At 69.2% G+C, this 26,776-nt stretch carries 24 protein-coding genes; 17 read left to right on the forward strand and 7 right to left on the reverse strand.

What is annotated here, in order from left to right:
- The first annotated feature begins 8 nt into the window (after nt 1-8).
- The 5 genes from paaB to paaK all read left to right on the forward strand — a co-directional run bounded on the left by paaB (nt 9) and on the right by paaK (nt 4,187).
- Nucleotides 9-401 (forward strand): 1,2-phenylacetyl-CoA epoxidase subunit PaaB, encoded by a 393-nt coding sequence (paaB, locus tag AC0NZQ_RS05750; RefSeq protein WP_474529433.1) that lies wholly within the window; start codon nt 9-11, stop codon nt 399-401.
- A 115-nt stretch (nt 402-516) separates the two neighbouring features.
- Nucleotides 517-1,365, forward strand: coding sequence for a 1,2-phenylacetyl-CoA epoxidase subunit PaaC (paaC, locus tag AC0NZQ_RS05755; protein WP_474528694.1), 849 nt, complete (start codon nt 517-519; stop codon nt 1,363-1,365).
- On the forward strand, nt 1,359-1,868 hold the full coding sequence (paaD, locus tag AC0NZQ_RS05760; RefSeq protein ID WP_474528695.1) for a 1,2-phenylacetyl-CoA epoxidase subunit PaaD: 510 nt from the start codon (nt 1,359-1,361) through the stop codon (nt 1,866-1,868). Before paaC ends, paaD begins: the two co-directional genes overlap by 7 nt.
- Complete coding sequence (gene paaE / locus AC0NZQ_RS05765) at nt 1,853-2,914, forward strand: 1,2-phenylacetyl-CoA epoxidase subunit PaaE (RefSeq protein ID WP_474529434.1); 1,062 nt, start codon at nt 1,853-1,855, stop codon at nt 2,912-2,914. The genes paaD and paaE overlap by 16 nt, the downstream gene beginning before the upstream one ends.
- Nucleotides 2,898-4,187, forward strand: a complete 1,290-nt coding sequence (paaK, locus tag AC0NZQ_RS05770) for a phenylacetate--CoA ligase PaaK (protein WP_474528696.1) — start codon at nt 2,898-2,900, stop codon at nt 4,185-4,187. The genes paaE and paaK overlap by 17 nt, the downstream gene beginning before the upstream one ends.
- 21 nt (nt 4,188-4,208) lie before the next feature.
- Here paaK and AC0NZQ_RS05775 read toward each other — a convergent pair whose 3' ends face one another.
- Together AC0NZQ_RS05775 and AC0NZQ_RS05780 are read right to left on the reverse strand one after the other, a co-directional pair.
- The gene (locus tag AC0NZQ_RS05775) at nt 4,209-4,775 is read right to left on the reverse strand and encodes a TetR/AcrR family transcriptional regulator (RefSeq protein ID WP_474528697.1); all 567 of its coding nucleotides are present in this window, start codon (nt 4,773-4,775) and stop codon (nt 4,209-4,211) included.
- 59 nt (nt 4,776-4,834) lie between these two features.
- Complete coding sequence (locus tag AC0NZQ_RS05780; protein WP_474528698.1) at nt 4,835-5,677, reverse strand: alpha/beta fold hydrolase; 843 nt, start codon at nt 5,675-5,677, stop codon at nt 4,835-4,837.
- Nucleotides 5,678-5,821: 144 nt separating this feature from the next.
- On the opposite strand from AC0NZQ_RS05780, the gene AC0NZQ_RS05785 reads away from it, so the two are divergent.
- From AC0NZQ_RS05785 to AC0NZQ_RS05795, 3 genes are all read left to right on the forward strand, one after another.
- The gene (locus AC0NZQ_RS05785) at nt 5,822-6,106 is read left to right on the forward strand and encodes an SCO4848 family membrane protein (protein WP_474528699.1); all 285 of its coding nucleotides are present in this window, start codon (nt 5,822-5,824) and stop codon (nt 6,104-6,106) included.
- 732 nt (nt 6,107-6,838) lie between these two features.
- Complete coding sequence (locus AC0NZQ_RS05790) at nt 6,839-8,986, forward strand: metallophosphoesterase (protein ID WP_474528700.1); 2,148 nt, start codon at nt 6,839-6,841, stop codon at nt 8,984-8,986.
- 90 nt (nt 8,987-9,076) lie between these two features.
- Complete coding sequence (locus AC0NZQ_RS05795; protein ID WP_474528702.1) at nt 9,077-9,640, forward strand: hypothetical protein; 564 nt, start codon at nt 9,077-9,079, stop codon at nt 9,638-9,640.
- Here AC0NZQ_RS05795 and AC0NZQ_RS05800 read toward each other — a convergent pair.
- On the reverse strand, nt 9,632-10,597 hold the full coding sequence (locus AC0NZQ_RS05800; protein WP_474528703.1) for a nucleotide kinase domain-containing protein: 966 nt from the start codon (nt 10,595-10,597) through the stop codon (nt 9,632-9,634). The genes AC0NZQ_RS05795 and AC0NZQ_RS05800 overlap by 9 nt on opposite strands.
- A 133-nt stretch (nt 10,598-10,730) precedes the next feature.
- On the opposite strand from AC0NZQ_RS05800, the gene AC0NZQ_RS05805 reads away from it, so the two are divergent.
- A complete protein-coding gene (locus AC0NZQ_RS05805) occupies nt 10,731-11,717 on the forward strand; it encodes a 5'-nucleotidase (RefSeq protein WP_474528704.1) in 987 nt (328 codons plus the stop codon).
- 307 nt (nt 11,718-12,024) lie between these two features.
- Here the strand turns inward: AC0NZQ_RS05805 and AC0NZQ_RS05810 are convergent, their stop codons facing one another.
- Nucleotides 12,025-12,747 carry an SDR family oxidoreductase gene (locus tag AC0NZQ_RS05810; protein ID WP_474528705.1) on the reverse strand — a complete coding sequence of 241 codons (723 nt, stop codon included), beginning with the start codon at nt 12,745-12,747 and terminating at the stop codon, nt 12,025-12,027.
- Nucleotides 12,748-12,843: 96 nt separating this feature from the next.
- Here AC0NZQ_RS05810 and AC0NZQ_RS05815 point away from each other — a divergent pair, with 96 nt between their 5' ends.
- Entirely contained in the window at nt 12,844-13,689 is an 846-nt protein-coding gene (locus AC0NZQ_RS05815) for a LysR family transcriptional regulator (protein ID WP_474528706.1), read from the forward strand.
- 13 nt (nt 13,690-13,702) lie between these two features.
- Here the strand turns inward: AC0NZQ_RS05815 and AC0NZQ_RS05820 are convergent, their stop codons facing one another.
- From AC0NZQ_RS05820 to AC0NZQ_RS05830, 3 genes are read right to left on the reverse strand one after another with little or no spacing between them, the layout of a single operon-like run.
- On the reverse strand, nt 13,703-15,502 hold the full coding sequence (locus tag AC0NZQ_RS05820; protein ID WP_474528707.1) for an FAD-dependent monooxygenase: 1,800 nt from the start codon (nt 15,500-15,502) through the stop codon (nt 13,703-13,705).
- Nucleotides 15,499-16,143, reverse strand: coding sequence for a VOC family protein (locus tag AC0NZQ_RS05825; protein WP_474528708.1), 645 nt, complete (start codon nt 16,141-16,143; stop codon nt 15,499-15,501). The genes AC0NZQ_RS05820 and AC0NZQ_RS05825 overlap by 4 nt, the downstream gene beginning before the upstream one ends.
- 23 nt (nt 16,144-16,166) lie before the next feature.
- On the reverse strand, nt 16,167-17,147 hold the full coding sequence (locus AC0NZQ_RS05830; RefSeq protein ID WP_474528709.1) for a fumarylacetoacetate hydrolase family protein: 981 nt from the start codon (nt 17,145-17,147) through the stop codon (nt 16,167-16,169).
- 113 nt (nt 17,148-17,260) lie between these two features.
- Here AC0NZQ_RS05830 and AC0NZQ_RS05835 point away from each other — a divergent pair, with 113 nt between their 5' ends.
- The 7 genes from AC0NZQ_RS05835 (at nt 17,261) to argH (ending at nt 26,687) form a co-directional block, all read left to right on the forward strand.
- Nucleotides 17,261-18,025, forward strand: coding sequence for a TetR/AcrR family transcriptional regulator (locus AC0NZQ_RS05835; protein WP_474528710.1), 765 nt, complete (start codon nt 17,261-17,263; stop codon nt 18,023-18,025).
- Between the two features lie 105 nt (nt 18,026-18,130).
- A complete protein-coding gene (locus AC0NZQ_RS05840) occupies nt 18,131-19,066 on the forward strand; it encodes a DUF929 family protein (RefSeq protein ID WP_474528711.1) in 936 nt (311 codons plus the stop codon).
- A complete protein-coding gene (locus AC0NZQ_RS05845) occupies nt 19,063-19,512 on the forward strand; it encodes a vitamin K epoxide reductase family protein (protein ID WP_474528712.1) in 450 nt (149 codons plus the stop codon). Before AC0NZQ_RS05840 ends, AC0NZQ_RS05845 begins: the two co-directional genes overlap by 4 nt.
- A gap of 116 nt (nt 19,513-19,628) precedes the next feature.
- Nucleotides 19,629-21,068, forward strand: a complete 1,440-nt coding sequence (locus tag AC0NZQ_RS05850) for a hypothetical protein (RefSeq protein ID WP_474528713.1) — start codon at nt 19,629-19,631, stop codon at nt 21,066-21,068.
- A 166-nt stretch (nt 21,069-21,234) separates the two neighbouring features.
- Nucleotides 21,235-24,564: a S8 family peptidase gene (locus AC0NZQ_RS05855; protein ID WP_474528714.1), complete on the forward strand. Its 3,330-nt coding sequence runs from the start codon at nt 21,235-21,237 to the stop codon at nt 24,562-24,564.
- On the forward strand, nt 24,564-25,166 hold the full coding sequence (locus AC0NZQ_RS05860) for a helix-turn-helix domain-containing protein (RefSeq protein WP_474528715.1): 603 nt from the start codon (nt 24,564-24,566) through the stop codon (nt 25,164-25,166). Before AC0NZQ_RS05855 ends, AC0NZQ_RS05860 begins: the two co-directional genes overlap by 1 nt.
- Nucleotides 25,167-25,274: 108 nt before the next feature.
- A complete protein-coding gene (gene argH, locus AC0NZQ_RS05865) occupies nt 25,275-26,687 on the forward strand; it encodes an argininosuccinate lyase (RefSeq protein ID WP_474528716.1) in 1,413 nt (470 codons plus the stop codon).
- Nucleotides 26,688-26,776: the final 89 nt, after the last annotated feature.

The following is a 26,776-nucleotide window of genomic DNA, read 5'->3' on the forward strand; positions in this document are numbered from 1 at the left end:
ACAACGCGATGAGCGCTCGCGCGAAGAGCCCGGCGGTGCGCGAGCGCAGCGAGCTTGCACAGGACTCGCAGGACGGCCCCGAGCGGAGCGAGCGGGCCAGACAAGAGGCCTACACGCCGGGGAGTGGATGGCCGCTGTACGAGGTCTTCCTGCGCGGCAAGCGTGGACTGAATCACGTCCACGTCGGGTCGCTGCATGCGGCCGATCCGCAGATGGCGCTGCACCACGCGCGGGATCTCTACACCCGCCGCAACGAGGGTGTCTCGATCTGGGTCGTCGCCTCGGCCGACATCACCGCCTCGAGCCCGGACGAGAAGGACCCGTTCTTCGCCCCGGCCGGCGACAAGGTGTACCGCCACCCGACGTTCTACGACATCCCCGACGACGTCCCGCACATGTGAGCACTTCGATGAGCGCTCGCGCGAAGAGCCAGGAAGCACAGGCCGCGACGGGAGGAGCGGCTCGGCCGACGCCGGGCCCGAGCGGAGCGAGCGGCCCCAAGGAGGTCGAACAACCATGAACGACGACAACCCGTACGACCTGCTCGGCGCGGACGACGACGGCGACCGCTGGGCCTTCGGTACCGGCTTCACCGATCCGCTCGAGGGCATCGACACCTCTGTTCCCGAGGGGGTGGACGCCGACGCGCTCGCCCGCTTCTGCCTCGCCCTCGGCGACGACGCGCTGATCTACAGCCACCGGCTGCAGCAGTGGATGACGCGGATGCCGGAGCTGGAGGAGGAGACGGCGATCGCCAACATCGCCCTGGACCTCCTCGGCCAGGCGCGGATGCTGCTGGCCCGCGCCGGCGGCATCCTGGGCCGCAGCGAGGATGATCTTGCCTTCCTGCGGACCGAGCCGGAGTTCCGCAACGTCCGGCTCGTCGAGCGGGCGGACGAGAACTTCGCCGACCTCGTCGGACGGCTGCTGCTCGTCGCCTCGTGGCGGCTGGCGCTCTTCGAGGAGCTGACGCGCTGCCCCGATCCGGTGCTCGCTGCCATCGCGGAGAAGGGCGTCAAGGAGCTCACGTACCACCGCGACTACGCCGCGCAGTGGGTCGTCCGCCTCGGTGACGGGACGGAGCTCTCGCACCAGCGGATGCAGCAGGCCATGGACGACGTCTGGCCGCTGCTCGGCGAGGTCTTCGCCCCGGACCCCGACGCCCTCGCCCTGGTCGAACCGGCCGCGGTGGACGCGGTGCTCGACATCGTCCTCGCCACCGCGCAGCTCGATCGCCCCACCGCCGCGCCGCTGGCCGCAGTCGGTGGCCGGGCGGGACGGCAGGGCGTCCACACCGAGGCGCTGGGATACGTGCTGGCCGAGCTGCAGTCCGTGGCGCGCCAGCTCCCGGACGCGACATGGTGACCGCGACGGTGACCGCGACCGTCACCGCGTGGGACGTCGCCGCCGCCACCCCGGACCCCGAGCTGCCGATGGTGACGGTGGCCGATCTCGGCATCCTGCGCGATGTCACCGTCGTCGATGGGACCGTCGTCGCCACGATCACTCCTACCTACAGCGGCTGTCCCGCGATGCGCGAGATCAGCGCGGACGTCCGGCGCCGGCTGCAGCGGGCCGGCTACGAGCAGGTCGAGGTCCGGGCGCAGCTCGCCCCGGCGTGGAGCAGCGACTGGATCACCGCCGAGGGCCGGCGCAAGCTGGCCGAGGCAGGCATCGCCCCGCCCTCGTCGGTGGGGCCGCGCACCGGCCCGGTGCCGCTGACGCTGGGCCTGCCGCCAACGCCGTCCTGCCCGCGCTGTGGCTCGGACCGCACCCGCCGCTCGGCCGAGTTCGGCGCCACCGCCTGCAAGTCGCTCTTCCGCTGCGAGGCCTGCGACGAGCCGTTCGAGGGATTCAAGACGCTGTGACTCGCACCGATTTCCGCCCACTCACGGTGGCCCGCGTCGACCGGCTCACCGACGACGCGGCCGCCGTCACCTTCGCCGTCCCGGACGAGGCGGCGGGCGACTTCGCCTTCCGCGCCGGGCAGACGCTCACCGTCCGCCGGGGCGAGGAGCGGCGCTCGTACTCGATCTGCGCCCCGGTCGGCGCGGCGCCGCGGATCGGCGTCCGCGAGGTGGCCGGCGGGCACGTCTCGGGCTGGCTGGTCCGGGAGCTGCGGGCCGGCGACACCGTCGAGGTGCAGCCGCCGTCCGGGTCGTTCACCCCCGATCTCGCGACGCCGGGACATCACGTGCTCATCGCGGCAGGCTCGGGCATCACGCCGATGCTCTCGATTGCCGCCTCCGCGCTCGCCGCGCACGCCGAGTCGACGGTGACGCTGCTCTACGGCAACCGCCGCAGTGACACCGTGATGTTCGCCGACGAGGTCGCCGACCTGAAGGACGCGGACCCCGCGCGGATGCGGCTCGTCCACGTGCTCTCGCGCGAGGCGCAGGAGGTCGAGCTCTTCAACGGTCGGCTGGACGCCGAACGGCTGCGGACGCTGCTGCCGGTCACGGTGGACGTCGCCGCCGTGGACCACTGGTGGCTCTGCGGTCCGTTCGCGATGGTCACCGGGGCCGTGGACGTCCTCACCGAGTTCGGTGTCGACCGCGGTCGCATCCACCGCGAGCTGTTCTGGGTCGGCGACGAGCCCCCGGTCGAGGCCAGCCACGTCGAGGCACCGGTCGGGGATGGCGCGCAGGTGACGATCGTCTTGGACGGCCGCTCGTCCAGCCTCACCCTCCCGCCGGGGACGACCGTTCTGGACGGCGCGCAGAAATCCCGCCCCGACCTGCCGTTCGCCTGCAAGGGCGGGGTCTGCGGGACGTGCCGGGCGCTATGCACGTCGGGTGAGGTGTCGATGCGCCGCAACTTCGCGCTGGAGGACGACGAGGTCGCCGCCGGCTACGTCCTCACCTGCCAGGCCGTCCCCGTCACCGAGGAGGTCACCGTTGACTTCGACGCCTGAGGGTCTTGACCCGATCGAGCGGGCTTCGACCGACGAGCTGCGCGCGCTGCAGCTGTCCCGGTTGCAGTGGTCGCTGCGCCACGCCTACGACAACGTGCCGCACTACCGGGCGGCGTTCGAGGCGGCCGGGGTCCATCCGGACGACTGCCGCGGGCTGGCGGATCTGGCGAAGTTCCCCTTCACTGCCAAGGCGGACCTGCGCGACAACTACCCGTTCGGGATGTTCGCCGTGCCGCGCGAGCAGGTGGTGCGGGTGCACGCCTCGTCCGGGACGACGGGCCGCCCCACCGTGGTCGGCTACACCGCCGACGACATCGACACCTGGGCCACGGTGATGGCGCGCTCGATCCGCGCCGCCGGCGGACGTCCGGGACACGTGCTGCACAACGCCTACGGTTACGGCCTCTTCACCGGTGGGTTGGGGGCGCACTACGGCGCGGAGCGGCTCGGCTGCACCGTCGTGCCCGTCTCGGGTGGCATGACGGAGCGGCAGGTGATGCTCATCCGCGACTTCCGCCCCGACGTGATCATGGTGACGCCGTCGTACATGCTCGCCGTCGTCGACGAGATGGAGCGGCAGGGGATGGACCCGGCCGACTGCTCGCTGAAGTACGGCATCTTCGGCGCCGAGCCGTGGACCAACGAGATGCGCGCCGAGATGGAGGCCCGCGTCGGCATCGACGCCACCGACATCTACGGCCTGTCGGAGGTGATGGGCCCCGGTGTCGCGCAGGAGTGCGTCGAGACCAAGGACGGCCTGCACATCTGGGAGGACCACTTCTACCCCGAGGTCGTCGACCCGCTCACCGGTGAGGTGCTGCCCGACGGTGAGGAGGGCGAGCTGGTCTTCACGTCCCTGACCAAGCAGGCGATGCCGGTGGTCCGGTACCGGACGCGGGACCTCACCACGCTGCGGCCGGGGACGGCCCGTCCCATGCGCCGGATGGACAAGATCACCGGGCGCACGGACGACATGATCATCCTGCGCGGCGTCAACCTCTTCCCGACTCAGATCGAGGAACTGATTTTGCGCACGCCCGCGCTTTCGCCGCACTTCCAGCTGCATCTGTCCCGTTCGGGGAGGTTGGACGAGCTGGCCGTCCACGTCGAACGCCGGGTGGACGCCGCCGCTGACGTCGCGGCCGACGCTGGTCTCCAGCTGCGGACGCTGATCAAGAACACGATCGGTGTCACCACTGCCGTGGTCGTCACCGAGCCGGACAGCATCGAGCGGTCCCTGGGCAAGATGCGGCGGATCGTGGACTCGCGCTGACAACCGGGCGCTGTCGACTGGTCAAGCGTGCGCCGGCGTCGCCGCGCCGATCAGGACCGCCGCCGCCGCGCGAGCGGCGACGGCCGGGTCAGGCGTCCCGGCAATCGCGGCCGTGGTCTGGGCGCCTTCGGCGAGGATGGCGAGCTGGACGCCGAGTGAGGGCGGGCCACCCGCCTCGGTGACGAGTCCGTCCACGTAATCCTGGAAGGACTGCTTGTGCGCCCGCACAGCCTCGGCGACGCGGGGATGGGCCGCGCCGAGTTCGCCGAAGGCGTTGATGAAGCCACACCCACGGAAGTCGCTCTCGCCGAACCACTCGGCGAGGTGGTCGTAGATCGCGAGCAGCCGTGCGCGAGGGTCGATGATGCCGATGGCGGCCCGCTGGATGCCCGTCGCCCACAGTTCGTGACGCCGTTCCAGGACCGCGAGCACGAGGTCTTCTTTGGAGGGAAACTCGCGGTAGATCGCCTTGAGGGAGAGCCCGGCATCGTCGCGGACCGCGTCCATGCCGACCTTGCTGATCCCGTTGGCGTAGAAGAGACGATCCGCCGCGTCGACGATGCGACGGCGCACGTCGGGGTCCGCCATGGTGGTCAAGGTACCGAAGCGCCCGGGCGGGGCCCGCGGTGTCCGCAGGCCCCGCTCGATCAGGCCCGCACGAAGTCGAGCAGGGCGGTGTTGACCTCGTCGGCATGGGTCCAGAGCAGGCCGTGGGGCGCGCCGTCCACCTCGACGTAGGTGGCCGCGGGGACCAGGTCGCGGAAGCGGCGCGCGGTGGCGTCGATGGGCAGGATCTGGTCGGCGGTCCCGTGCAGGATCAGCGTGGGGAGGGCGGCGTCGCGGACGGCCTCGACATCGGGGCGGAAGTCCTCGATCCACGTCGGGACGACGGCGTAGGCCGCCACGGGTGCGCTTCCCGCCGCGGTGTTCCAGCTGGCGCGGACTGCCTCCTCGCTGATGCGGGACCCGAGCGTGTCGTCGAGGTTGTAGAAGTTCGTGAAGAACGAGGTGAACCACGAGTACCGGTCGGCGCGGGCGGCGTCGATGATGCCGTCGAAGACGTCCTGCGGCACGCCCTCGGGGTTGTCGTCGCGCTGCACGAGGTACGGCTCCAGCGAGGCGAGGAAGGCGAGCTTGGCGATCCGCTCGGAGCCGTGATTGCGGATGTAGCGGGCGAGCTCGCCGGTGCCCATCGAGAAGCCGACGAGGATGACATCGCGGAGATCGAGGGTGTCGAGGACGACGTTCAGGTCGGCGGCGAAGGTGTCGTAGTCGTAGCCCGTCCCCACCTTCGTCGACTCACCGAAACCGCGCCGGTCGTAGGTGATGACGCGGTAACCGGCGGCGAGCAGCTCGCGGGACTGCCTCTCCCAGCTGACACCGCTGAGCGGATATCCGTGGATCAGCACGACAGGCTGGCCGGTGCCGTGGTCCTCGTAGTGCAGCTCGATCGGGGTGGAGTTCTCGTCGCCGACGCGGATGGAGCCCATGGTGTCTGTCCTCTCATCGGGAGAACGAACGTTCTCCGGTGGGATCAGCCTAGAGAACGTGCGTTCTCCGCGCAAGGGGGAGCGAGTCGTGCGATCGGCGGGTGGCGGACGTAGCCGCGTCGACGGCCTGCGCATACTGCAGGGATGGTCGTCTCGAAGCGCGTCGCCTGGTTCCTCATCGCCTTCGGCGTCTGGTCCTGGATCATCTGGCCGACGTTCCTGAAGAACATCTGGGCCGACAAGCGCTCCTGGGACGACGGCATGACCGCGTTCTTCGGTGTGCACTTGGTGCTGGTGATCGTCTCGTTGACGCTCGGGACGATCATCGGTGGGCTGGGGGTTCGTGCGCTGCTGTCCCTTCGGCGAGGGGATCAACCGTCTGCGGGTTGGCCCGGTGGGGTACGCGGAACCTCAGGCGTGGTCGGGTAGAACCAGGACCCGGCGCGGTGGCGGCCGCATACGTGACGCGCATATCGCCGATTTTGCTTCACCTAGCCGCTTGAGTTGTCGGCACTTGAGTGCTTGACATGCGTCGCTAACAAACTCGCTGGCGGTCTGCACTTCGGTGCCGGCCGCATGTGTCTTGGCCTTTTCCACCTCTGAAATGCTGGATGTACCTCCGGTTTCAAACGGCGGAGCGTCAGATGTCGCCGGTATCCAATCGGCGGTGGGTCCCGCTGCGGTGAGACCCACCGCCGGGCCTCCATGCTGCCGGGAGATGCGATGCTGTGGATGGACCAGGAGCACGCGAGTACGGCACCGGCAGGCTATTGGCTTTGTTCGCGCTCGCGCGCGGGATGTGACTCGTCACTTTGGTTGAACAGCCGGGATGGGGCGTCATTTCGCGCGCGGAAAACTCCTGTCGGTTCAGTTGAGCAAAGACGCGGAACCCTCTGACGGCTCCCAAGAGGAGGTGTCATGGCTCGAAGGTTGGACGATGCTCCAATGGCTGGACACGCGGGACGCGGCAATCCGCCGAGGGCGGCGTGCCTCAACCGCGGCGACGAAACTGGTACCAGAATGGCGGTGCCATCGGCGCTGCTGGGCGTCCTATGCCGCGGCCCATGGGGAGTAGAGGCTACGGCACGCCGCCTGCCTTAAGGTTGATCTGTTGGCCCGACCTTCGAGACAAGAACCCTTGCATCCGCTACAACTATGGGTGTGTCCCGCATCCTGCACTTATCCGACCTGCACCTCGGCAACGAATCGTCCGAGGATGAGGTCGGCGACTACAAGATAGAAGCGATCGATGAAGGCAACCGGGTCACGCGGCTTCGCCATCTGAAGACCACGCTCAGCGCGCTTGGAAAGCGTCTCGCTGCTCGTGACGAGTCGCTCGACGCGATCGTGATCACTGGTGATATCACCACTCAATCGCGTCCTGACGGCTTCGAGCGGTTGCCGGAATTGCTGGGACAGCTCGGCGAGGCCTTGCCGGAGCGCGGACGGATCGTTGTCGTGCCTGGCAATCATGACGTCGCCTGGTACACGGCTCAAGGCTCACCGGAGCGGTACGAGAACTTCATCAAGAAGATCCGAGACCAGGGATACGTGACGCCGCTGCTGGACGGGATCGACTACGCCTCCGGCGGGTCGCCCAAGAACAGCGCGCACCCGTACCTTGAGGGTGACGACTTCATGATCTTGGCTGTCAACAGCGCTGACTACTGCGGCGTGGTGGAGCCCTTCGCGGAAGATGCGCAATCGAGCCTGGATCACTTGATCGATGCTGGCGTCATCAACGACGATCTTGCTCGCGCGATCAAGAGAGTGCGTACCTACGACATGCCCCGGCTGTCGCCTAACCAGGTGACCGCGCTAAGCGATATTGTTGACCGGCTACACAACACCTCAAAGGTCCTGTTCGTGGCCATGCATCATCACCTTCTCCCCGTTACTCCCGAGGAGGAGGCGAAGCCGTTCGAATCGTTCGCGAACCTGGGTGCAGTCCTCCGGTTCCTCGGAGCGATGCACGCCGATGTGGTCTTGCACGGACACAAGCATGTCGAGGGCACGATGCCGCTCGCGCTACGCGACGAAAACCATGGCGTCTACGAAGCTCTCGTCGCGTCTTGCGGAACCATCGGCGGCATGCAGGGTGTCGATCAGGAGATCGCCAAGCTCGTCGAGGTCAACTCGACGCTGCCAACCCTTCGTAGTGTCACGGTTTCCAGCGTCAGGGTCCCAAGTACGCCTGCCAAACTTGCCGACGCCAACATCAGGCCCAGCGATCCTGTGCCGGTTCGACGTGTCACCGCTCCCGCTTCGCGAATAGTGTCCGGCCAGAGTGCCTCCGACGTTCACGAGCGACTGGTCGAGATCTCCGCCAGCAACGGACGTGGGATGGACCAACCGTTGCTGTGCACCATCATCGACGGCTCGACCGCCCTGAATCCCCCCGCCACCTACCCATGGCCCGACGAAGTCGACGATCGGGTGGAATGGTTTGGGGAGTTGGTCGACTGGTGGCAGGACGCCGATTTCGCTGACGGAAAACCCTTCACTCACGGGCAGCGCCTCAAGGACTACAGAAGCTCTGGGTGCGACCAGATCGCGCACGCTGTAGACGCGCTGGCCAACGCTGACACCACCCGAGCCGTTGCGGTTTTGGTCGATCCAGTAGGCGATTTTGCTTCACCGGACGGGCAGATTAGTCGCGCAGAGTTTCCATCGTTCAGCCTTGTCCAGTTTCAACTCCGGAATGACAGGCTTGACTGCACCGCGTATTTCCGGAAGCAAGAGATGCGGTATTGGTGGCCGATCAACGTTGCCGAGATTGCACGATTGCAGGCCGAGGTTCTGGAAAAACTTGGCAAGGACTCAGCTCGCGCCGGGTCCATTACCACGATCACGAATGTGGCGGTATTCAGCGGAAAGGTCCCGAAGGTCAACGTTCCTGAGATCGATCGAGTTGCGTGGCGCGACGAGAACGAGTTGAGGGTTCTTGCGATGGCCATCTTCGATCCGCGTGCTCCCAGGCGATCAGCCAGCCTCGCAACGCTCAGGCGCTACCTCCTGGACTGGGTACCGACCAGCCAGCAAAGCCCCACCGACGGTGCGCCAGTGCCAGTTCGCGGCATCAAGGTCGTAGCCGACTTCCTGGAGTCCGCCCGCGCTACGTACGGGGGTCGTGGGGGCCTCCGCAACGATTTCTTCGACGCCTTGATGAACCTCGACGAGGCCGCGCAGACCTACACGATGGACCGCGCCGACGAGACCAAGAACGCCGCGGATGCATACAAATCTCTCAAAGGTAAGCTCGCCCGCCGGATCCCGCGCGTCGAGAAACTCTTCGACGACCTGTCGTAGGCGTGCCCATCGCGACCGGTGACGAGATTTTCACCGCGTGCTCCGGCCGCGTTCCAGTCCACGCCGACCAGCGCCGATACATTGGAAGGCATGAGCACGATGAGGGGTGACATGGACCACGATCAGGCCACGATCGTTCAGGCGCTGGTTACCGCCAACGGTCGGCTAGCGCAGTTCTGCGACCGGGCAGAGCACAACGAGGCCGCCGATCGAACCGTCATCGTTGAGTCGAGTGAGCGTCTGCGTCTTCTCGCCGCAGGAGTGCTTCGCGTGCAACGCCTCGACCCCGTAGGCGTGTACGCCGACCGGCTCTCCGCGATTGAGCACCGCCATCCGATTGCCGGATCAGGTGCCTTCGACGCAGCCGAGCAGGTGCCGCTGTCCAAGACTTGGCGTGACCTGCAGAGATGCCAGGCGCAGCACGACGGCACCTACCACCCAGACGTGAATGGCCTGTCGAAGCTCGACCAGTTGAGGCATTACACGCAGCATCTCGGGAAGCTGGCCTGGTACTTCCAAGACCACGTTGACGGCACCGGCATCGACACTGACCTGACCGTCACCCGTGTCGCCGACATTCTCGTGTTTGGTGTCAAGCTCGCGACCGTTTGCGGACACCTGCTCCCGGACGAACCCATCGACTCGTTAGGTTGATCGCTGCGGCACGTTGAGCCCCCATTTCGGCGGGAAGAACGGCTCAGGGACAGTCTCGCGTACTTTTGTGCTAACGAAGCGCTGCTTTATCCGAGTTCGTCCGGAGCGTCCGGCGATGTCCGGACGGGCGCCTCGAAGGTACTTGCTGATCTCGCAGTACAGGTTCTGACAATCAATCAGCTTCAACGGTCTCCCCCACAAGCCAGTGAAGGGTCGACCGTCGATGCCAAGCTGATCATGCTGCTCTGCTGCGGTTTGCCGGATCAGTTGGGTTGCGTCCTTGGCTGGGGCGCCGGACCACACCTTGGACAAGCCGTCCAGAGCGCCCGGCCCCGCGACGACGAACTCGTCTTCGTCATGGTCGGTCAACGTGGAGTAGTTGATATCTATGGCGAACTGAAACGCGAGGAACGGGCCCATGCCTGGGCACGCCAGCAAGATTCGGTATAGGTCTTCCAACGAGGCACTGCTAACAACCCGCTCCGCCAGACCCGACTCCATCAGGTGGGCAATCAAGCGTAGGTGTCCCAAGTGTTTCGGCCGCGGGTGGATCGCGGAAGGCGGCACTATATAGGCTGCCGAGTAGATCCGCTCGCCACGAGTTTGCGCATCGCGAAGGACACGATCGGCAGCGTTCAGGTCAAATGAGCGAAACGCCACCCGACCTAACTCCCGTTCGAGCAGCTCCCAAGTTCCGATCCGGTTGAACCACTTGAACAGCAGCACCCGGAACAGCGTCTCTCGCGGGTCAGGATCACCGGCGTAGATGACGGTCCGGATCAGGTATTGGCTGACACGGTCCGCGGCACGGAACACGTTCGTGAACCGCCAGCGATCCAGTATCGGGTCGTCAGTCCACGGTGGAGACTGACCGGCTACGCGACGCTCGTAGATAGATTGCCGCTCTCTCGTGAACTCCCAGAACAGCTCCCAAGCGTCACTGGACAGAGCGTGCACGCCCACACTCTGCCACGTCGAAGACTGTCGAACCGCATCACAACCGTTGCTCACGGCGGTGCGGGTCGCTCCGACGGTTCCGAGGTTCGGCAACTAGCGTTCGCGCCATCCCGGTTCAACAGGAGGCTTTGCTGTGCCGTACGAGCTGTCTGATCGGTTGGTGATCGGGGTCGCCTCCAGCGCTCTGTTCGACCTAGAGGAAAGCGACGCGGTCTTTCGTGAGCAGGGCGAGGACGCCTACCGGCAGTACCAGGAAGCGCACCTTGACGACACGCTGCAGCCTGGTGTCGCGTTTCCTTTCATACGGCGGCTGCTCTCACTCAACGATCTTGCCGAGTCTCCGTCAGAGTCCTTGGTTGAAGTAATCGTTCTCTCCCACAATGACCCTGACACGGGCTTGCGAGTGATGCGGTCGATCCGCTCCCACGGGCTAGGCATGTCGCGCGCGATCTTCACGCAAGGTCAGTCACCACACGCCTACATCCCGGTGCTGAACATGTCGCTGTTCTTGTCGGGGAACGGCGACGACGTACGGGACGCCGTACGGGCCGGATTTCCGGCAGGTCAAGTTCTCGGTGCAGCCTCTGCTGACGACGGCACTGATGACCTTCGAATAGCTTTCGACTTCGACGGCGTTCTGGCCGACGATGCCGCCGAACGGGTCTACGCCGAGGGCGATCTCGCCTCGTTCCGTGAGAACGAGGCGACCAACTTCGCCACCCCTCTCGACCCTGGTCCACTGCACGGCCTACTGACCAAGATCAATGACATACAGAGGATCGAGAACACGCGCGCGGAGGTAGACAACACATACGATCCGCGTCTTCGCGTTTCTATCGTCACCGCGCGGGACGCACCAGCCCACGAGCGAGCGGTAATGAGCCTCAAATCCTGGGGAGTGACTGTGAACGACGCGTTCTTCCTTGGCGGGATCGACAAGGGGCGGATCGTTCAAGTGCTAAAGCCGCACATCTTCTTCGACGACCAGCTACCGCATCTGAGGACAACCGCCGACGCGGCGCCGAGCGTCCACGTGCCATTCGGGGTCCGCAATCCCCCAATGGTCGACACGGAGGCACCGCAACCTATGACTCAGCCGACTAAGGAATCCGGAGAGTAGGTCGCCCAAGCGTGGAAAGCCGGGCAGTCGCTCGCGGAGGCCCTAAATAGGAACGATTCCGGCTTAAGGAACCACGATCTCCTCCTGCGAATGCGTTTAGTGCGACGCGGTGTCTGTCTGACCACGCGACCACCGAGCCTTCGGCTGAGGGCTTCGGCCCCCGGTCTAGTTAACTTCGACTGAGTCGCAACCGACCCGGATCGCCCGCGTGACGCTCGCCGCCGGCGAGTGGTCGGCGCGGACCCTGAGTGGTCGCGGAACCGTGACCACTCAGGGGATGAATCGACCACTCGCGAGTAGGCCGGGATCACCAGGGCTGCGGACCGCTCTCGTCCCCGAAGGTTCCGGACGGCCCACCGTCCGGGAGGGTGGCCAGCTCCAGGAAGACGGCGGCACCCTGCTCCGGTGTCCGGAAACCCTGGTGGCCGTTGAGGTCGGTGGCGACGTAGCCGGGGCAGCCAGCGTTGATGAGGATGTTGGTGTCGGCGAGTTCCTTGGCGTAGTGGATCGTGATCGCGTTCAGGTACGCCTTCGTCGGTGAGTACACCGCCGAGATCGGGCCGACCGCCTCCGGCTGTGCCGTCTGCAACGCCATGGACCCGACCGTGCTCGACACGTTGACGATGCGCGGCGACGCGGACCGGCGCAGCAGCGGCAGCATCGCGTTGGTGACCCGGACGACCCCGACGACGTTCGTGTCGACCGTCCGCAGGATCTGTTCGGCCGTGGCCTTGGACGGCTCCTGCGGCGAGCCGCCGGTGATCGCGGCGTTGTTGACGAGCACGTCCAGGCCGCCCTCGCGCTCGATCAGCTCGGCAGCGGCAGCGACGCTGGCGTCGTCGGTGACGTCGAGCGGGACGCCGAAGACGTCCAGACCTGCGGCCCGCAGCTTCTCGACCGCCGCCTCCCGCCGCCCCGCATTCCGTGCGCCGACGCCGACGCGGAAGCCCAACCGGGCCAGGCCGGCCGCGATCTCGTACCCGATTCCCTTGTTGGCGCCGGTGACCAGCGCCGTCTTCTTCTCGCTCATGACTCGATCCTGCGTCGCCGCCCCCGCAGGCGGCCAAGACCGATCGGGTCGCCGGCGATACCCCACGGGTATGGCACGCGACGTAGGCTCGACGGCATGGAGGCCCGCGAGCTGCGCTACTTCGTCGCCGTCGCCGAGGCGGCGAATGTCAGCCGCGCCGCCGAACGGCTGCAGATGGCGCAGCCGCCGCTCTCCCGCGCGATCGCGCAACTCGAACGGCGCCTCGACGCCCGGCTCTTCGACCGCACCCCGCACGGCGTCACGCTCACCGCCCCCGGCGAGGTGCTGCTGCGGGAGGCGCGGGTCGCGCTGGCGGCGATGGAGGCGGCCGAGCGGCGCACCCGCCGCAGCGTCCAGGACGGCGACCGACCCTCGCTCGTCCTCACCGCCAAGGCGGGAGCGTCCAGCGAGATCATGGCCAAGCTGCTGGACGCCTACGCCACCGAGCCCGACGCCGTCCACGTCGAGGTCGTCCTCAGCGCCCCCGGCCACCAGGCGCTGATGCTGCGCGACGGCCGTGCCGATGTCGCGATCCTGCACGACCCCTTCGACGACCTCAGCGGCTTCGACACCGACGTGCTGACGGTGGAGGACCAGATCGTCGTCCTCCCCTCGGGCCATCCCGCCAGCACCCGTGCCGCCATGACGGAGGCCGAGGCGCGCTCCATCCCGGACCTCCCGCCGCCGCGCTGGCCGAGAATCGACGGCAGCTATCCCGAGGGTCCCGGTCCCGAGCTGCGGGACCTGACCCAGGTGCTGCAGCTCGTCCGGCTGGGGCGGACCGCCCTCGTGCTGCCGGAGTCCGCCCGCGTCAACCTGCGCGACGGCCTCGCCGTCGTCCCGCTCTCCGACGCGCCGCCGGTCACGACGGTCATCGCCTGGCCACCGCACAGCACGTCGCCGGCGGTGGCAGGACTCGTGCGGACGGCCGCCCGGCTCTGACCCGAGTCGACGGTCAGCCCGGGGTGGCGGCCATCCCTGCCGGCCAGTACCGCGCCCACGCCTCCCGCAGAAAAGACACGAGACTCGCCCCTGCCGAGTCAGCGCCGTCACGAGCGCGCCAGACGACATGCGTGTCCGGGCGGACCACCACGGCCCCGACCGGGCCGATCTCCAGCCGGTCCGCGATCGACGACGGCAGGTCGTCCGCCACCGCGAGCTGCCGGACGGCGACCAGGACGGGGAGGTCGGCGAGGTGCCGCCCCCAACCTTCGGCGTCGAAGGTGAGCAGCGTCAGGCCGCTGTTGCGGACGAGCCTCCGGACCGGGACGCTGCGGCCCTCGTCCAGCACCGGGACGTGCGGGAGCCGGTACCCCGGCCAGGTCGTCGGGACGTGGTGGCGGATACCGTCGCCGACCCGGCGCGGCTCACCGGGCTCGGTCGCGGTGAGGCTGCCGGTGTAGCCGTAGCCGAACTCCAGACCGGTGGCGACGAAGTGCTCGATCTGGCCGGGCACGGCGTCCCGGACATGCTGTCGCAGTCGCTCGCTGCGACGCGAGGACGGATCCAGACCGGCCGTCCGACCGAGCTGCAGCCGGGTCGCGCGCTCCAGGACCGGCGCCGCCAGCTGGCGCGGCAGCCAGGACAGCGGTGGTCTGGCTACCACGCGGGTGGCGTCATACAGCGCCTTGTTCGAGACCCCGAAGGGTCGGGTCACCTCGTCGAGCTTGAAGTGGTTGCGGACGCTGTACTCGGCGAAGCGGGTGACGACCGGTCGCCGCTCCTCCTCGTAGCTGTCCAGCAGCGCCGGATCGGCTCCCTCGCGCAGCACCGCGTGCAGCTTCCACACCAGGTTCTCGGCGTCCTGGACGCCGCTGTTGAGACCGAAGCCGCCCGTGTGCGGGAAGCGGTGGGCCGCGTCGCCGACCAGCAGCAGTCCCCGGTCGCGGAAGCGGGTGGCCAGCTGCGAGGTCATCGTCCAGGTGCCGGTCGAGCGGATCGTCACGTCGTCACGGCCCAGCACCTTCGGCACCAGGCGCTGCCAGTAGCTCCGCGGCGAGCGGGCGATCTCCTGTCCCGGATGGAGGTAGACGGTCATGAGGATGTAGCAGTCGTCGGCGTGGGCGATGAGGACGCCGGCGAAGTCGGGCTGGTAGATCCAGGTCAGCAGCGGGCGATTCTCACCCGGCGCGTAGAGGCCCGGCGCATGCAGGAAGGCGCTGCCCATGTGAGCCAGGACCGGACCGTCCAGCGTGATCCCCGCGCCCTCGCGCAGTCCGCTGTGGGCGCCGTCGGCAGCCACCGCGAACCTGCCGACGTGAGTCCGCCCCGACTGCTCGGAGACGAGGACGGAGCCGTCGTGGGAGTGGGCCAGGCCGTCGACCGTGATGCCGCGACGGAAGTCGACGAGCGGTTCGCGCTCGAGCGCGTCCCAGAGCTTCGGCATCAGCAGGTGCTGCCCGACGTGCGAGCGCAGGTAGGTGCTGAACGTCCGGACGAGGGCGAGCTCCTCGGGGTCCCCGGTGAGGAAGTCCAGGTCGGCGATGGCGTCACCGACCCGCGAGGCCCAGCGGATCGTCCGGATCTCCTCCAACGGCGGACTCTCGGCGGCGATCGCGGCGGCGAGGTCGGGGTCGATCCGCTCCCAGGTCTCCAGCGAGGTGGCGTTGACGACGTGCGCGGCCGGGTGCTCCAGCGGGGTGGTGCGGCGTTCGAGCACCGTGGTGGCAATGCCGTACCGGGCCAGCAGCAGGGCGATCGTCGAGCCGGCCGCCCCGGCGCCGACGACAACCACCCGCGCGGCCGGCTCGCTCACAGCGTCTTCCAGGTCAGCGTCCGCTTGTTGGTGCGCAGCTTCTGACCGGGAGGCGTCCCGGCGCCGGGGACGAGCAGCTCCGCCGGGTCGTCACCGCGCTTGAGGCGCAGCAGCAGGTAGTCGGGGTCGAAGAGCGTCCCGATGGGGTTCTTCTCGAACTCCGCGGTACCGAAGAACGCCGCGGTCTGCTCGATGGTGGGGAAGTTGTCGACCTGGAACTCCAGGCGGATGCCGTCCGGGTCCTCGTAGTAGAGCGAGGTCGTGGGGCCGTGGTTGATCGCCCAGACCGGGTCGATGCCGAGCCCCTTGAGGCGTTCGTAGGTGAGGAGCAGCTTCTCCAGGGAGAGGAACTGCACGGCCAGGTGATCGACGCCGTAGACCTTGCGCTTGTACCGGGCCAGCGGGAAGAGGTACTTCACGAACCCCGGAACACCGACGAGCGCCAGGCGGTGGTGCTCGTGGTCCCAGGTGAGGAACGTCAGCTCCTTGTCCCGGTGCACGATCCGGGCGCCGAAGACCTTGCCGTACCAGTCGGCCATCTCGTCGCGTCGCGCCGTCTTGACGACCCAGTGCGCCAGGAAGTCCGGGGCCTTGTCCGGCGCCCCCGGCTCGCGTTCGGCCGTGCGGTTCGTCTCCACCATGATCGTCCTTCCGGTTCTCGTCGTCAGATCGTCGGCGGACCGACGATGGTGGTGCGCTGCGTGCCCAGCTCGACGAGGCCGTCGGGGTGGCTGATGCTCGCCGTGACGACATCGCCCGGCGCCAGGTAGGGCCGGCCCTGCTGCCGCTTGACGAAGGCCCGCCACAGCTGCTGCTCGCTCAGCAGCGCCGTCGCGATCCGCCGGACCAGTGGCGGCGGCGAGGAGGCCGTGATGCCTGACGGTGTCCCCGTCAGCAGCAGATCGCCGGGGTCCAGGTCGCAGAAGGTGCTGAGCTCGGTGAGGGTCTCGGCCGGCTTCCAGAGCAGGTTCGCGCTGGAGTCGCGCTGCCGCGTCTCGCCGTTGACCTCCAGGTGCAGATCCAGCTCGTCGATCAGGCCCATCTCGTCCGGGTCGAGCAGCGCCAGGTACGGGCCGACGGGACAGAAGCCGCGGTAGCTCTTGCCCTTGAGGAACTGTCCCTGCGGGAGCTGCACGTCGCGGGCCGAGAGGTCGTTCGCGATCGTCACCCCGGCCACGTAGTCGGCCAGGTTCGCGGCGGTGACGGTCACCGCCTCCCGCACCTGCGTGCGCAGGACGAGGGCCAGCTCGATCTCGTAGTCGAGCAGCCGCACGTGCGCGGGACGCACCACCGGATCGCTCGGGCCCGTGACGGCGGCGTCGGTCTTGTCGAAGAAGAGGTTGAAGCTGCGGGCGTCGGGGTCCATCCCGGACTCGATCGCGTGCTCGCGGTAGTTGACGCCCTGGCACATCACGCGACACGGCGTCGTGACGGGGGAGAGCAGGTGGACGTCTCCGATCGCGACCGTGCCGGGCTCGGTGCTGCGGCTGCGCCAATCCGCCTCGCCGTGCTCGATGAGCTCCCCGGTGGTGGCGTACTCGCCCTGGAGCGGGGCGATGGTCTCGCCGTGGACCACGCCCCAGAGCGCCACCGCGTCGTCCGCCGTCGCGCTGGCGGGGCGAAATCGGGCGAGGTGCGTGACCACGGGAGCTCCTGTCGTCGGTGACCCGAGCGTAGGCAGCGTTTTGATTTTCAGTCAAATTCTTTGACGGCGAATCAGGAGCAAGCGGTCGGGTCCGGATCGCCTACCGTTGCCCCGTGACGACCGAACCGCGCACCCCGGCGGCGCGGACGCGTCGGCGCCGTGTCGACACTCCCGTTGCCGACGAACCCGTCGTCAACAACTCCGGTGGCGGCAGGCCCCGTGTCGACAAGCCTCGCGTCGACAAGCCTCGCGTCGACAAGCCCCGCGTCGACAAGCCCCGCGTCGACAAGCCCCGTGTCGACCGGCGCCGCGCCATCGTCGACGCCGCCATCGAACTCGCCGGGGAGCGGCCCTTCGACGAGGTGAACGTCGCCGACATCGCCGACCGCGCCGGGGTCTCCCACGGCCTGCTCTTCTACTACTTCAGCGACAAGTGGGCCGTCACGACCGAGGCGCTGCGGCTCATGCTCGACGAGCTGCGCGACTTCCAGTGGCCGCGCCTGACCGAGACGACCCCCCGTGGCCGGATGACGGGCTTCGCCCGGCGCCACATCGAGTTCGCCCGGCAGCGGCGGGACGCCTATCTGGCGCTGATGCGCGGCGGGCCGATGAGTCGCAGCGAGGTCCGGACCATGGTCGAGGAGGCGCGGCGTGACGGGGTCGCCGTCGTCGCCGACATCGTCGGGCTGCCGGCCCCGCGCAGCCCCATGGTCGATCTCGCCCTGCTGAGCTGGGTCGCCGGCCTGGATGTCTGCACCGAGCAGGTGTTGACGCGCGACGACCTCGATCTCGACGAGGTCGTCGCCTGGCTGGTCGACCGCCTCTTCCGTGATGTCGAGGCGGTCGCCGGGCAGCCGGTGGACGATTCCCCGCCATGACGAGGTCCGCCGCCGTCCGCCCGTGGCCTGTGAAGCCGGTCTCGCCCGGAACTTAACAGGCGGCCCGGGCGACTGTGGGGGTGAAGAGCCGAGCGAGGAGGGCACGTGAGCAAGAGCAAGCAGGGCCGACCGGGTGGCAGCAAGCCCACGGCGGCGACGCAGCGCGCGTCGGCCGAGCGGGCCGCCGCCGCCCGCGCCCGCATCGAGCAGGCCCACCGGCGGCGCCGTCTCGTCGTCGTCGGTTCGATCGGCGCGGCCGTCGTGCTGGTGCTGGCGATCCTCGTCGTGGTCCGCCTCGCCGTCGACACCGGTCCGAAGTCCGGGCAGCGGGCCGCCGCGGCGAACAACTCCGTCGTCGCCGACGTGACCTCCGTTCCGGCCGCCACGCTGAACCAGATCGGCGCCGGCACGGTGCGGACGCTGCCCAAGGCCATCTCGGCCCCCGCGCTCACCGCCGACGGCAAGCCGAGTGTCCTCTACGTCGGCGCCGAGTACTGCCCGTTCTGCGCCGCCGAGCGCTGGGCCGTGACGGTGGCGCTCTCCCGCTTCGGCACCTTCACCGGCCTCGGTCAGACGGCGTCCTCGCCGAGCGACGTCTATCCCAACACCGCCACGCTCACCTTCCATGGCGCGAGCTACCGCAGTGACGTCGTCAGCTTCACCGGCAAGGAGCTGCAGAGCAACCAGGTGGACGGCGACACCTACGCCACGCTCGACAAGCTCACCGCTGCCGAGAACACCCTGGTCGAGAAGTACAACGCGCCGCCCTACGTCTCCAGCAAGGGTGCGATCCCGTTCATGGACATCGGCGGTCGGTACGTCCTCAGCGGGGCCAGCTACGACCCGCAGGTGCTCGCCGGCAAGAGCCACGAGCAGATCGCGGCGGCGCTGAAGGACCCGCAGAGCGCCATCGCCAAGGCCGTCGACGGCACGGCGAACGTCCTCACCGCAGCCATCTGCCGGGTGACCGGCGGAAAGCCCGCCACGGTCTGCTCTGCCGCCGGGGTGACCGCCGCGGCCGCCAGGCTCGGCTCGACGTGACGACGGTTCGGCCCAGCGGGGCTCGCATGGTCGCGCTCGTCACCGCCGTCGCCGGGCTGGCGTTGTCGATCTACCTCACGATCGAGCACTACACCGGCTCGACCACGCTGGCCTGCCCGGCCAGTGCCACGGTGAACTGCGAGAAGGTCACCGAGAGCAGCTATGGCGTCATCGCCGGCATCCCGGTGGCACTGCTCGGGTTGATCTTCTTCGTGGTCGCGATCGCAGCCCTGCTCGTTCCGGTTCGGACGCGGCCAGTGCTCGTCGGCCGGGCCGCCGGTGCGGGCATCGGGGTGATCTTCGTCTTCTGGCTCGTCTACGTCGAGCTCTTCCGCGTCGAGGCGATCTGCCTCTGGTGCACCGGCGTGCACCTGCTGACCCTGCTGCTCTTCGTCGCCACGCTCTGGGACGCCCTCGCGCCGCCGGCCGCGGAACCGGCCGGGTGACACGCGGAAAAATGTCAAAGGGGCTTTCACGTCTCGTCGTTCTCGGTTAGCGTCACCGTCGCACCCGGTGGTCGTCGAGCAGAGGAAACCCCGTGATCAGAAGGACAGTTGTCGTCGTGGCCACGATGCTGGCGGCGACCGCGGGCGTCGCGGCCCCCGCCACGGCTACGGCCCCGGCTCCCATGGCGAGCAAGCCGGCCGCGACCGCGCCGGCCGCCGCCAAGCCGACGTCCTGGACGTTGGGGAAGGCCACGTCCACGGCGGCCGCCCCGACCGTGAAGGGCGCGCGCCTCGCCTTCGCCGCCCCGGCCGCCGACACGGCCGACATCACCGTCTCGCCGTCGTCGATCGAGACCTACACCTACTGGTCGACCGGGGTGGAGGTGACCGGCACCGGCTTCGCACCGGGTGAGCCGGTCGTCGTCACCGACACCGCGCCGAGCGGCCGGAAGCTCACCTACGAGACGGTCGCCGCCGATGCCGACGGCCGGCTCGACCACGTCTACCGGACCGAGACCAACGGCGCCCCTGTCGGCGTCCACCAGCTGCGCGCCACCGGCCAGCGCAGCGGGCGGATCGCCACGGCCTCGCTGACGGTGACGGCCAACGCCCTGCAGACGCTGCGGGTCTCCACCTCGCCCACGACGATCAGCCAGGACCAGTTCATCCGCACGCCGATCACCCTCACCGCCTACGGCCTCGCGCCGCACGAGCGGCTCTTCGTCAACCTCTTCGGTCCCGACGGCTCGGGACAGGCGGTGGCCGGGGATCAGGTGCTCTACGCCGACGCGACCGGCACCTTCCGCTACGCGTTGGGGTCGGCCACCGTCGCGATCCCCACCGGCGACTGGATTTTGAGCGTCATCGCGCAATCCGGCGCCTACGGCTCGGCGACCTACCGGGTCACCAACGGCAAGCCCCGGACGAGCAAGGGCTCGTTGACGTTCTCGCCGCGCAAGCTCAGCGAAGCGGCGCTGCGCGCGACTCCGCTGCCGTGGCAGATCGCTGGCGTCGGCGCCTTCGACGCCATGGACGTCACCATCTCGACGCCGCTCGGTGCGGTCGCGCCGATCGGCACGGTCCGGAGCAACGGTGAGGGGCGCTACAAGGACACGCTGCGGGCCAACGGCAGCCTTCCCCTCGGCACCTACCGGATGACGGCGATCTCGCGAGTCACCGGCAACACCGTCTCGGGAACCTTCATCCTCACCGACGCCGCGGGCAACTACCCCCCGAACGCGGCGCTCGCGGTCTCGCCCGGCCTGCTCACCGCAGCCGATGCGAACACCGACGGCAAGGGCGCGGTCGTCTTCGTCAGCAACGCCCCCGCCGGCTCCTTCGTCAACCTGTCGGTGACTGCTCCGGACCTGCACTTCCCGGCGCTGCGTGACGGCCAGGCACCCGAGGGTTCGATGATGCTGTCGAGCACGGTCGACGACGACGGCACCGCGCGGTTCCGCGCCGTCTTCGCCCGGCCGCAGCCGGCCGGCCGGTACCTCGTCGAGGTCTTCTTCAGCGGCGGACACCTCTCCGCACCGCTCGTCGTCACCGCCTGACGCTTCCCGCGGCCGCGCCGTCCGTCGGCGCGCCGGTTCGTCGTCCCACTCTGCTCGTCCCACCCGGCTCGTCCCACCCGGCCAGAAAGGCCTCGCCATGCCGTCCTGCCCCTCTTCTCGCCGTCGTGCTCTCGCAGCGGGGGTTGCCCTCACCGCGGTCGTCGGCGTGACCGGTGCCGTCAGCCCCGCCGCCGCGGCCACCCCGTCGCTCCCCGGCGTCGGCTTCGCCGCGGCGAGCCGGCATCCGGCGAGCAACCCGGTCGCCGCCCTCGCCGGTCGCACCGGACGCATCGCCGCCTTCGTGCGGCTCTCCGGTAACGGCGGCCTCGCCGTCGCCGCGGCCGCCGGTGTCCGCGCGGGCCGAACCGTGTCGCGGGCGGCGGTGCAGGCCGCGAAGGCGCCGGTGGCGGCGCGGGTCGCGCAGATCACCGGCGCGGCGACGCAGGTCCGTGCGGCGGTCCGCGCCGAGGACCCGAAGAGCAGCGTGCTCTACACCAGCCGTTACACGGTGCCGGGCGTCGCGGTCTTCGCCGACGTGGCTGCGCTGCGGCGGCTGGCGGCGAACCCGTCCGTGGTGTCGGTGACCCCGCTGGTCACCCGGACCGCCAGCGACGCACCGGGTTCCCCCGCCGGCGGCGCGACACCGGCCAACGCCGCGTCCGATGCGTTCACGCAGGCACTCAAGGTGTGGCAGCAGACCGGCCGGACCGGCGCCGGCGTCCACGTCGCGGTGATCGACACCGGCATGGACTACACCCACGCCGACTTCGGCGGTCCCGGGACGACGGCGGCCTACGAGCAGGCGCTGGCCAGCACGGCGGCGCCGAACCCGGCCTGGTACGACCCGGAGAAGTTCCTCGGCGGCTACGACTTCGCCGGTGCCCACTACAACGCCGACTCCACCAATCCGACGGCGTACGACCCCTACCCGGTGCCGGACGCCAACCCCCTCGACGGACCCGGCGGCAACCACGGCACGCACGTGACCGGCACGGCTGTCGGCTACGGCGTCACCGCGCAGGGCACCACCTTCCGCGGCGACTACCGCACGCTGGACGCGGCCACGCTGAAGACGATGGCCGTCGGTCCGGGTGCTGCCCCCGGCGCAGGCGTCTACGCCCTCAAGGTCTTCGGCGACAACGGCGGCTCCACCGACCTCACCGGCGCCGCGCTGGACTGGATCGGCGCGGCCATCGCCGGCGGCACCCGGATCGACGTCGTCAACCTCTCGCTCGGCAGCAACTACGGCGCCCCCGACGACCCGGACAACGCCAAGCTGCAGGCGCTGGTCGCCGCCGGCGTGCTGCCGGTGCTCGCGGCCGGCAACGCCGGCGACCTCACCGATGTCGCCGGTAGCCCCGGCAACACCGCCGACGCCCTCGCCGTCGCCGCCAGCTCCAGCGGGCACGTCGTCCAGGACGCCTTCTCCGTCGACGCTCCGAGCTCGCTCGCCGCGAAGAACCCGTGGGTCGGCCAGTACTCGCTCAACCAGTCGAGCATCGGCGCGACGGCTGACGTCGTGCAGCCGGCCGCGGACCGGGACGGCTGCCAGGCCTTCAGCAGCGCCGACGCCGCCACGATCGCGGGCAAGATCGTCTGGCTGACCTGGGCCGACGAGAACCGCGCCTGCGGCTCCGCGCCGCGCTGGCAGAACGCCGCAGCCGCGGGTGCGGCGGGGGTCCTGCTCACCTCGACCGACGACATCTTCGACGGCGGCATCGCCGGTGACGGTGACCTGCCGGGCCTGCAGATGACGGCCAAGACGACCAACGCACTCGCCCCGGCGCTCGCCGCCGGCACCCTGCGCGTCACCCTCGACCCCACCCGGGCCGGCGTCGTCGGCGCGGACGACCCGCGGCTGGCCGACACCCTCGCGTCGTTCTCGTCGCGGGGTCTGCACGGCTCGTTCGACGACATCGTCAAGCCCGACGTCAGCGCCCCCGGCGAGAGCATCGTCTCGGCCGGTAACGGCACCGGCACCAAGTCGCTCGTACTGTCGGGCACCTCCATGGCCTCGCCGCTCGTCGCGGGCATCGCCGCGCTGGTGAAGCAGGCCCACCCGACCTGGAAGGCCTCCGACGTCAAGACCGACGTCATGAACGCCGCCAACCACGACATCACCACCGGGGGTCAATCGCCGATCGCGTACGCCCCGGCACGTGCCGGCACCGGTCGGGTTGACGCCGCCGCGGCGGTGACCAACCAGGTGCTCGTGGCCAGTAAGGTCGACCCCGGCCTGGTCACCGGCTCCTTCGGTGTCGTCGAGGTGGACCGGAAGTTCGTCCGCACCCTGCCCTTCACCGTCCGCAACACCGGATCGGCGACGCGGAGCTTCGGCCTCAGCTACCGGTCGCGGTCCGCGCTGCCGGGCGTGACGTACACGCTGTCGCGCAGCTCGGTCACCGTGCCGGCCCGCGGCCAGGCGAGCTTCTCCGTCACGCTCTCCATCCCGAACGCGGCCACGCTGCGCCGCGTCCTCGAACCGACGATGCAGGCAACGCAGTCCGGTGTCGCGCGGCAGTTCGTCCCGGACGCCTCCGGCGTGGTCCAGCTGACCGCCCGTGACAAGGGGCAGCCCAACCTCCGCGTTGCCGTCTTCGCCGCCCCCAAGCCCGTCTCCAAGACCACTGCCTCCGCCGTGACCTTCGGCAAGCGGGCCACGACAGGGCAGCTGCGGCTCACCGGACGGGGCGTCTCGCAGGGCAGCGGCACCGGTCGCTACGCCTCGCTGCTCGCGCCGATGCAGTTCGGCACCAGCGACCCGCGGGAGAGCTTCCCGGCGGGGACGGCGAAGCACACCCTCGCCTCGGTCGACATCCGCGCGGTGGGAGCCTCGAGCACGGCTCCGCAGCTGCGGGACCCGTCCAAGGGCATGCTCAGCTTCGGTATCCAGATGGACGGTCAGTGGGGGAGCCTGGTGCCGAGCAGCACGCCGTCGGTCTACCTCGACGTCAACGGCGATGGCATCACCGACTTCGTCACCACGGTGACGTTCTCGCCCGGCATCGACCAGCCGTTCGCGACCACGTTCGACATGGCGACCGGCGCGATTGTCGACCAGCGTCCGGTGAATGGTCTGGCCGGCAACGTCGACACCAACGTCTTCGACACCAATGTCATGGTCCTGCCGGTGTCGCTGGCCGCGCTCGGGTACACGAAGGGGACCAAGGCGACCACCATCGCGTACAAGGTGGCGACGTCGTCCTACTACGCCCCCGGACGGTCCAAGGCCACCCCCGACTACACCGTCGACAGCACCGCCACGGTGAAGTTCGACGTCTACCGCCCCACCGTCTGGTTCGGCTCGGCCGCGCGCAGCGGTAACGGCGCCGCACTCTTCGCCGACCGGGCCGGGTACGTCACCGTGCACCGTCGCGGCACCGCCCTGCCGAAGCTGCTCGTCCTGCACCTGCAGGGCGCGGCGGGTGCGCGGTCGCAGGTCGTGACGACCCGGAACGCGGGCGGACGCACCCTCGGCGGAGGCCGCGCGCAGTAGTGTCCGTCACGGAGGTGGTCGAGCTGCGCACGCCGAAGCCGCGGGTGCTCGTCCTGGACCGGGTCGAGCAGTTCCAGTGCCTGGCGCTGCCGGCCCGGTTCGCGGCCTTCGACGATCTCTTCACCACCCAGCGCCGGGCTACCGCCACCGACCTGTCGGAGGGGGCGGGGGTCAGCCCCAGCTCGATGAGCTACCACCTGCGTGAGCTGGAGCGGCACGGCCTGGTGCAGCGTGCCGGCGGCGAGGTGGACGGCCGCCAGCGGCTCTGGGAGGCGCCCGCCGAGGTCTATGACATCGTGGCGAGCGGGCTCACCGACCCCGCCGCTCGGGCCGCCGTGATCGACGCCCAGCTCGGCCCGATGCGGGCGCGGATGGTGCAGCGGCTGGAGGCTCGTAGCCAGGTCGGCGACGACGGCGCGGACTCGCCCGAGACCGTCCTGGCCCGGGGATCGCTCCGGCTCACCCTGGCGCAACAGCGGGAGCTGCAGGCTGAGCTGGTCGAGCTCTGGCGCCGCTGGGAAGAGCTGAGCTGGGACCAGTCCGGGGAGGCCGACGTGCCGCTGGTGGACCTGCACTACTTCTGGTCGCTGCTGGAGGCCTGAGGCTCCGCCCTGGCGGTCGCGAGGGCGGGGTCCGGTAGATTCGCACCTCGTTTGTGCCGGAGCTCTGCGGCGGCGCGGCGTCCCTCTGACAGGTAGGCGGTAACACCGATGGTCGACGACGGCGGCACGGGCGGCGGTCTGCTCCGCGGACGCTTCGGGGCCGATCTCGCCGAGGTCATGGAGCAGATCAACGCCTCCATCGGCTTCGACCGGCGCATGGCGATGCAGGATCTCGACAACTCCGTCGCCCACGCCACGATGCTGCGCGAGCAGGGCATCATCCCGGCCGACGACGCCGAGGCCATCCTCACAGGGCTGGAGTCGGTCCGGGCCGAGATCGCCGCGGGGGACTTCCCGTTCTCGGTCGCCCTCGAGGACATCCACATGAACATCGAGGCGCGCCTCGGCGAGCTCATCGGTCCGGCCGCGGGGCGGCTGCACACCGCGCGCAGCCGCAACGACCAGGTGGCGACGAGCTTCCGGCTGTGGGTGCGTGACGCCGAGGACCGTGCGCTGGACCTGCTGCAGCAGTTGATCTTCGCGCTGCTAGATCACGCGGAGAACCATGCCGCGACGATCATGCCTGGCTACACGCACCTGCAGAGTGCGCAGCCGGTCTCCTTCGGCCACCACCTGATGGCCTACGTCGAGATGTTCGGCCGTGACCATGGGCGGTTGTCCGACGCTCGGGCGCGGATGAACGAGGCGCCGCTGGGTGCCGCAGCGCTGGCCGGGACGAGCTTCCCCATCGACCGGGAGCGGACGGCCGAGCTGCTCGGTTTCGCCGGGCCGATGCACAACTCGCTCGACGCTGTCTCCGACCGTGACTTCGCGCTCGAATACCTCGCCTCGGCGTCGCTGGCCATGACGCACCTGTCCCGGCTGGCCGAGGAGATCGTGCTCTGGATGTCGCCGCAGTTCGGCTTCGTCGAGCTGTCGGACGCGTGGACGACGGGGTCGTCGATCATGCCGCAGAAGCGCAATCCGGACGCCGCCGAGCTGGTGCGCGGCAAGGTCGGCCGGGTGCACGGCCACCTGGTGGGACTGCTGACGGTGATGAAGGCGCTGCCGCTGACGTTCTCCAAGGACATGCAGGAGGACAAGGAGGCCACCTTCGACGCGGCCGACACCTTCGAGCTCTGCCTTAAGGCCATGGTCGGGATGGTGGGCGACCTCGTCGCCAAGCCCGAGAAGATGGCCGCTGCCGCTGGCTCGGCCCACGCCACCGCCACCGACCTCGCCGACTGGCTGGTGCGCGCGCTCGGCATGCCGTTCCGCGAGGCGCACCACGTGACGGGACGGCTGGTGCGGCTGGCCGACGAGCACGATGCGACGTTGGCCGAGTTGACGCTGGAGCAGATGCAGGGCGTGGACGAGCGCATCACCGACGACGTCTTCACCGTCCTCGGCGTGACGGACTCGGTCCACTCCCGGCGCAGTCTCGGGGGCACGTCGCCCGAGCGGGTCGCCGAGGAGGTCGCCCGCTGGCGGTCCCGGCTGGGGGATCTCACCTCGCGCTGAGGTCCCGCGTTGATGTCCCGCACCGGACGGTGATCGACGGGTCGCGCGCTGAGGCTGGTGATCAACAGGCGGTTGTGGTCGTCATAGCG

Source organism: Jatrophihabitans sp. sgz311053 (assembly GCF_056135305.1).

What these genes read in the sequence shown, in the direction of transcription:
- paaB (WP_474529433.1), top strand. Translation starts at nt 9, where the DNA reads ATGAGCGCTCGCGCGAAGAGCCCGGCGGTGCGCGAGCGCAGCGAGCTT.
- paaC (WP_474528694.1), top strand. Translation starts at nt 517, where the DNA reads ATGAACGACGACAACCCGTACGACCTGCTCGGCGCGGACGACGACGGC.
- paaD (WP_474528695.1), top strand. Translation starts at nt 1,359, where the DNA reads ATGGTGACCGCGACGGTGACCGCGACCGTCACCGCGTGGGACGTCGCC.
- AC0NZQ_RS05775 (WP_474528697.1), bottom strand. Translation starts at nt 4,775, where the DNA reads ATGGCGGACCCCGACGTGCGCCGTCGCATCGTCGACGCGGCGGATCGT.
- AC0NZQ_RS05780 (WP_474528698.1), bottom strand. Translation starts at nt 5,677, where the DNA reads ATGGGCTCCATCCGCGTCGGCGACGAGAACTCCACCCCGATCGAGCTG.
- AC0NZQ_RS05785 (WP_474528699.1), top strand. Translation starts at nt 5,822, where the DNA reads ATGGTCGTCTCGAAGCGCGTCGCCTGGTTCCTCATCGCCTTCGGCGTC.
- AC0NZQ_RS05795 (WP_474528702.1), top strand. Translation starts at nt 9,077, where the DNA reads ATGAGCACGATGAGGGGTGACATGGACCACGATCAGGCCACGATCGTT.
- AC0NZQ_RS05810 (WP_474528705.1), bottom strand. Translation starts at nt 12,747, where the DNA reads ATGAGCGAGAAGAAGACGGCGCTGGTCACCGGCGCCAACAAGGGAATC.
- AC0NZQ_RS05815 (WP_474528706.1), top strand. Translation starts at nt 12,844, where the DNA reads ATGGAGGCCCGCGAGCTGCGCTACTTCGTCGCCGTCGCCGAGGCGGCG.
- AC0NZQ_RS05825 (WP_474528708.1), bottom strand. Translation starts at nt 16,143, where the DNA reads ATGGTGGAGACGAACCGCACGGCCGAACGCGAGCCGGGGGCGCCGGAC.
- argH (WP_474528716.1), top strand. Translation starts at nt 25,275, where the DNA reads ATGGTCGACGACGGCGGCACGGGCGGCGGTCTGCTCCGCGGACGCTTC.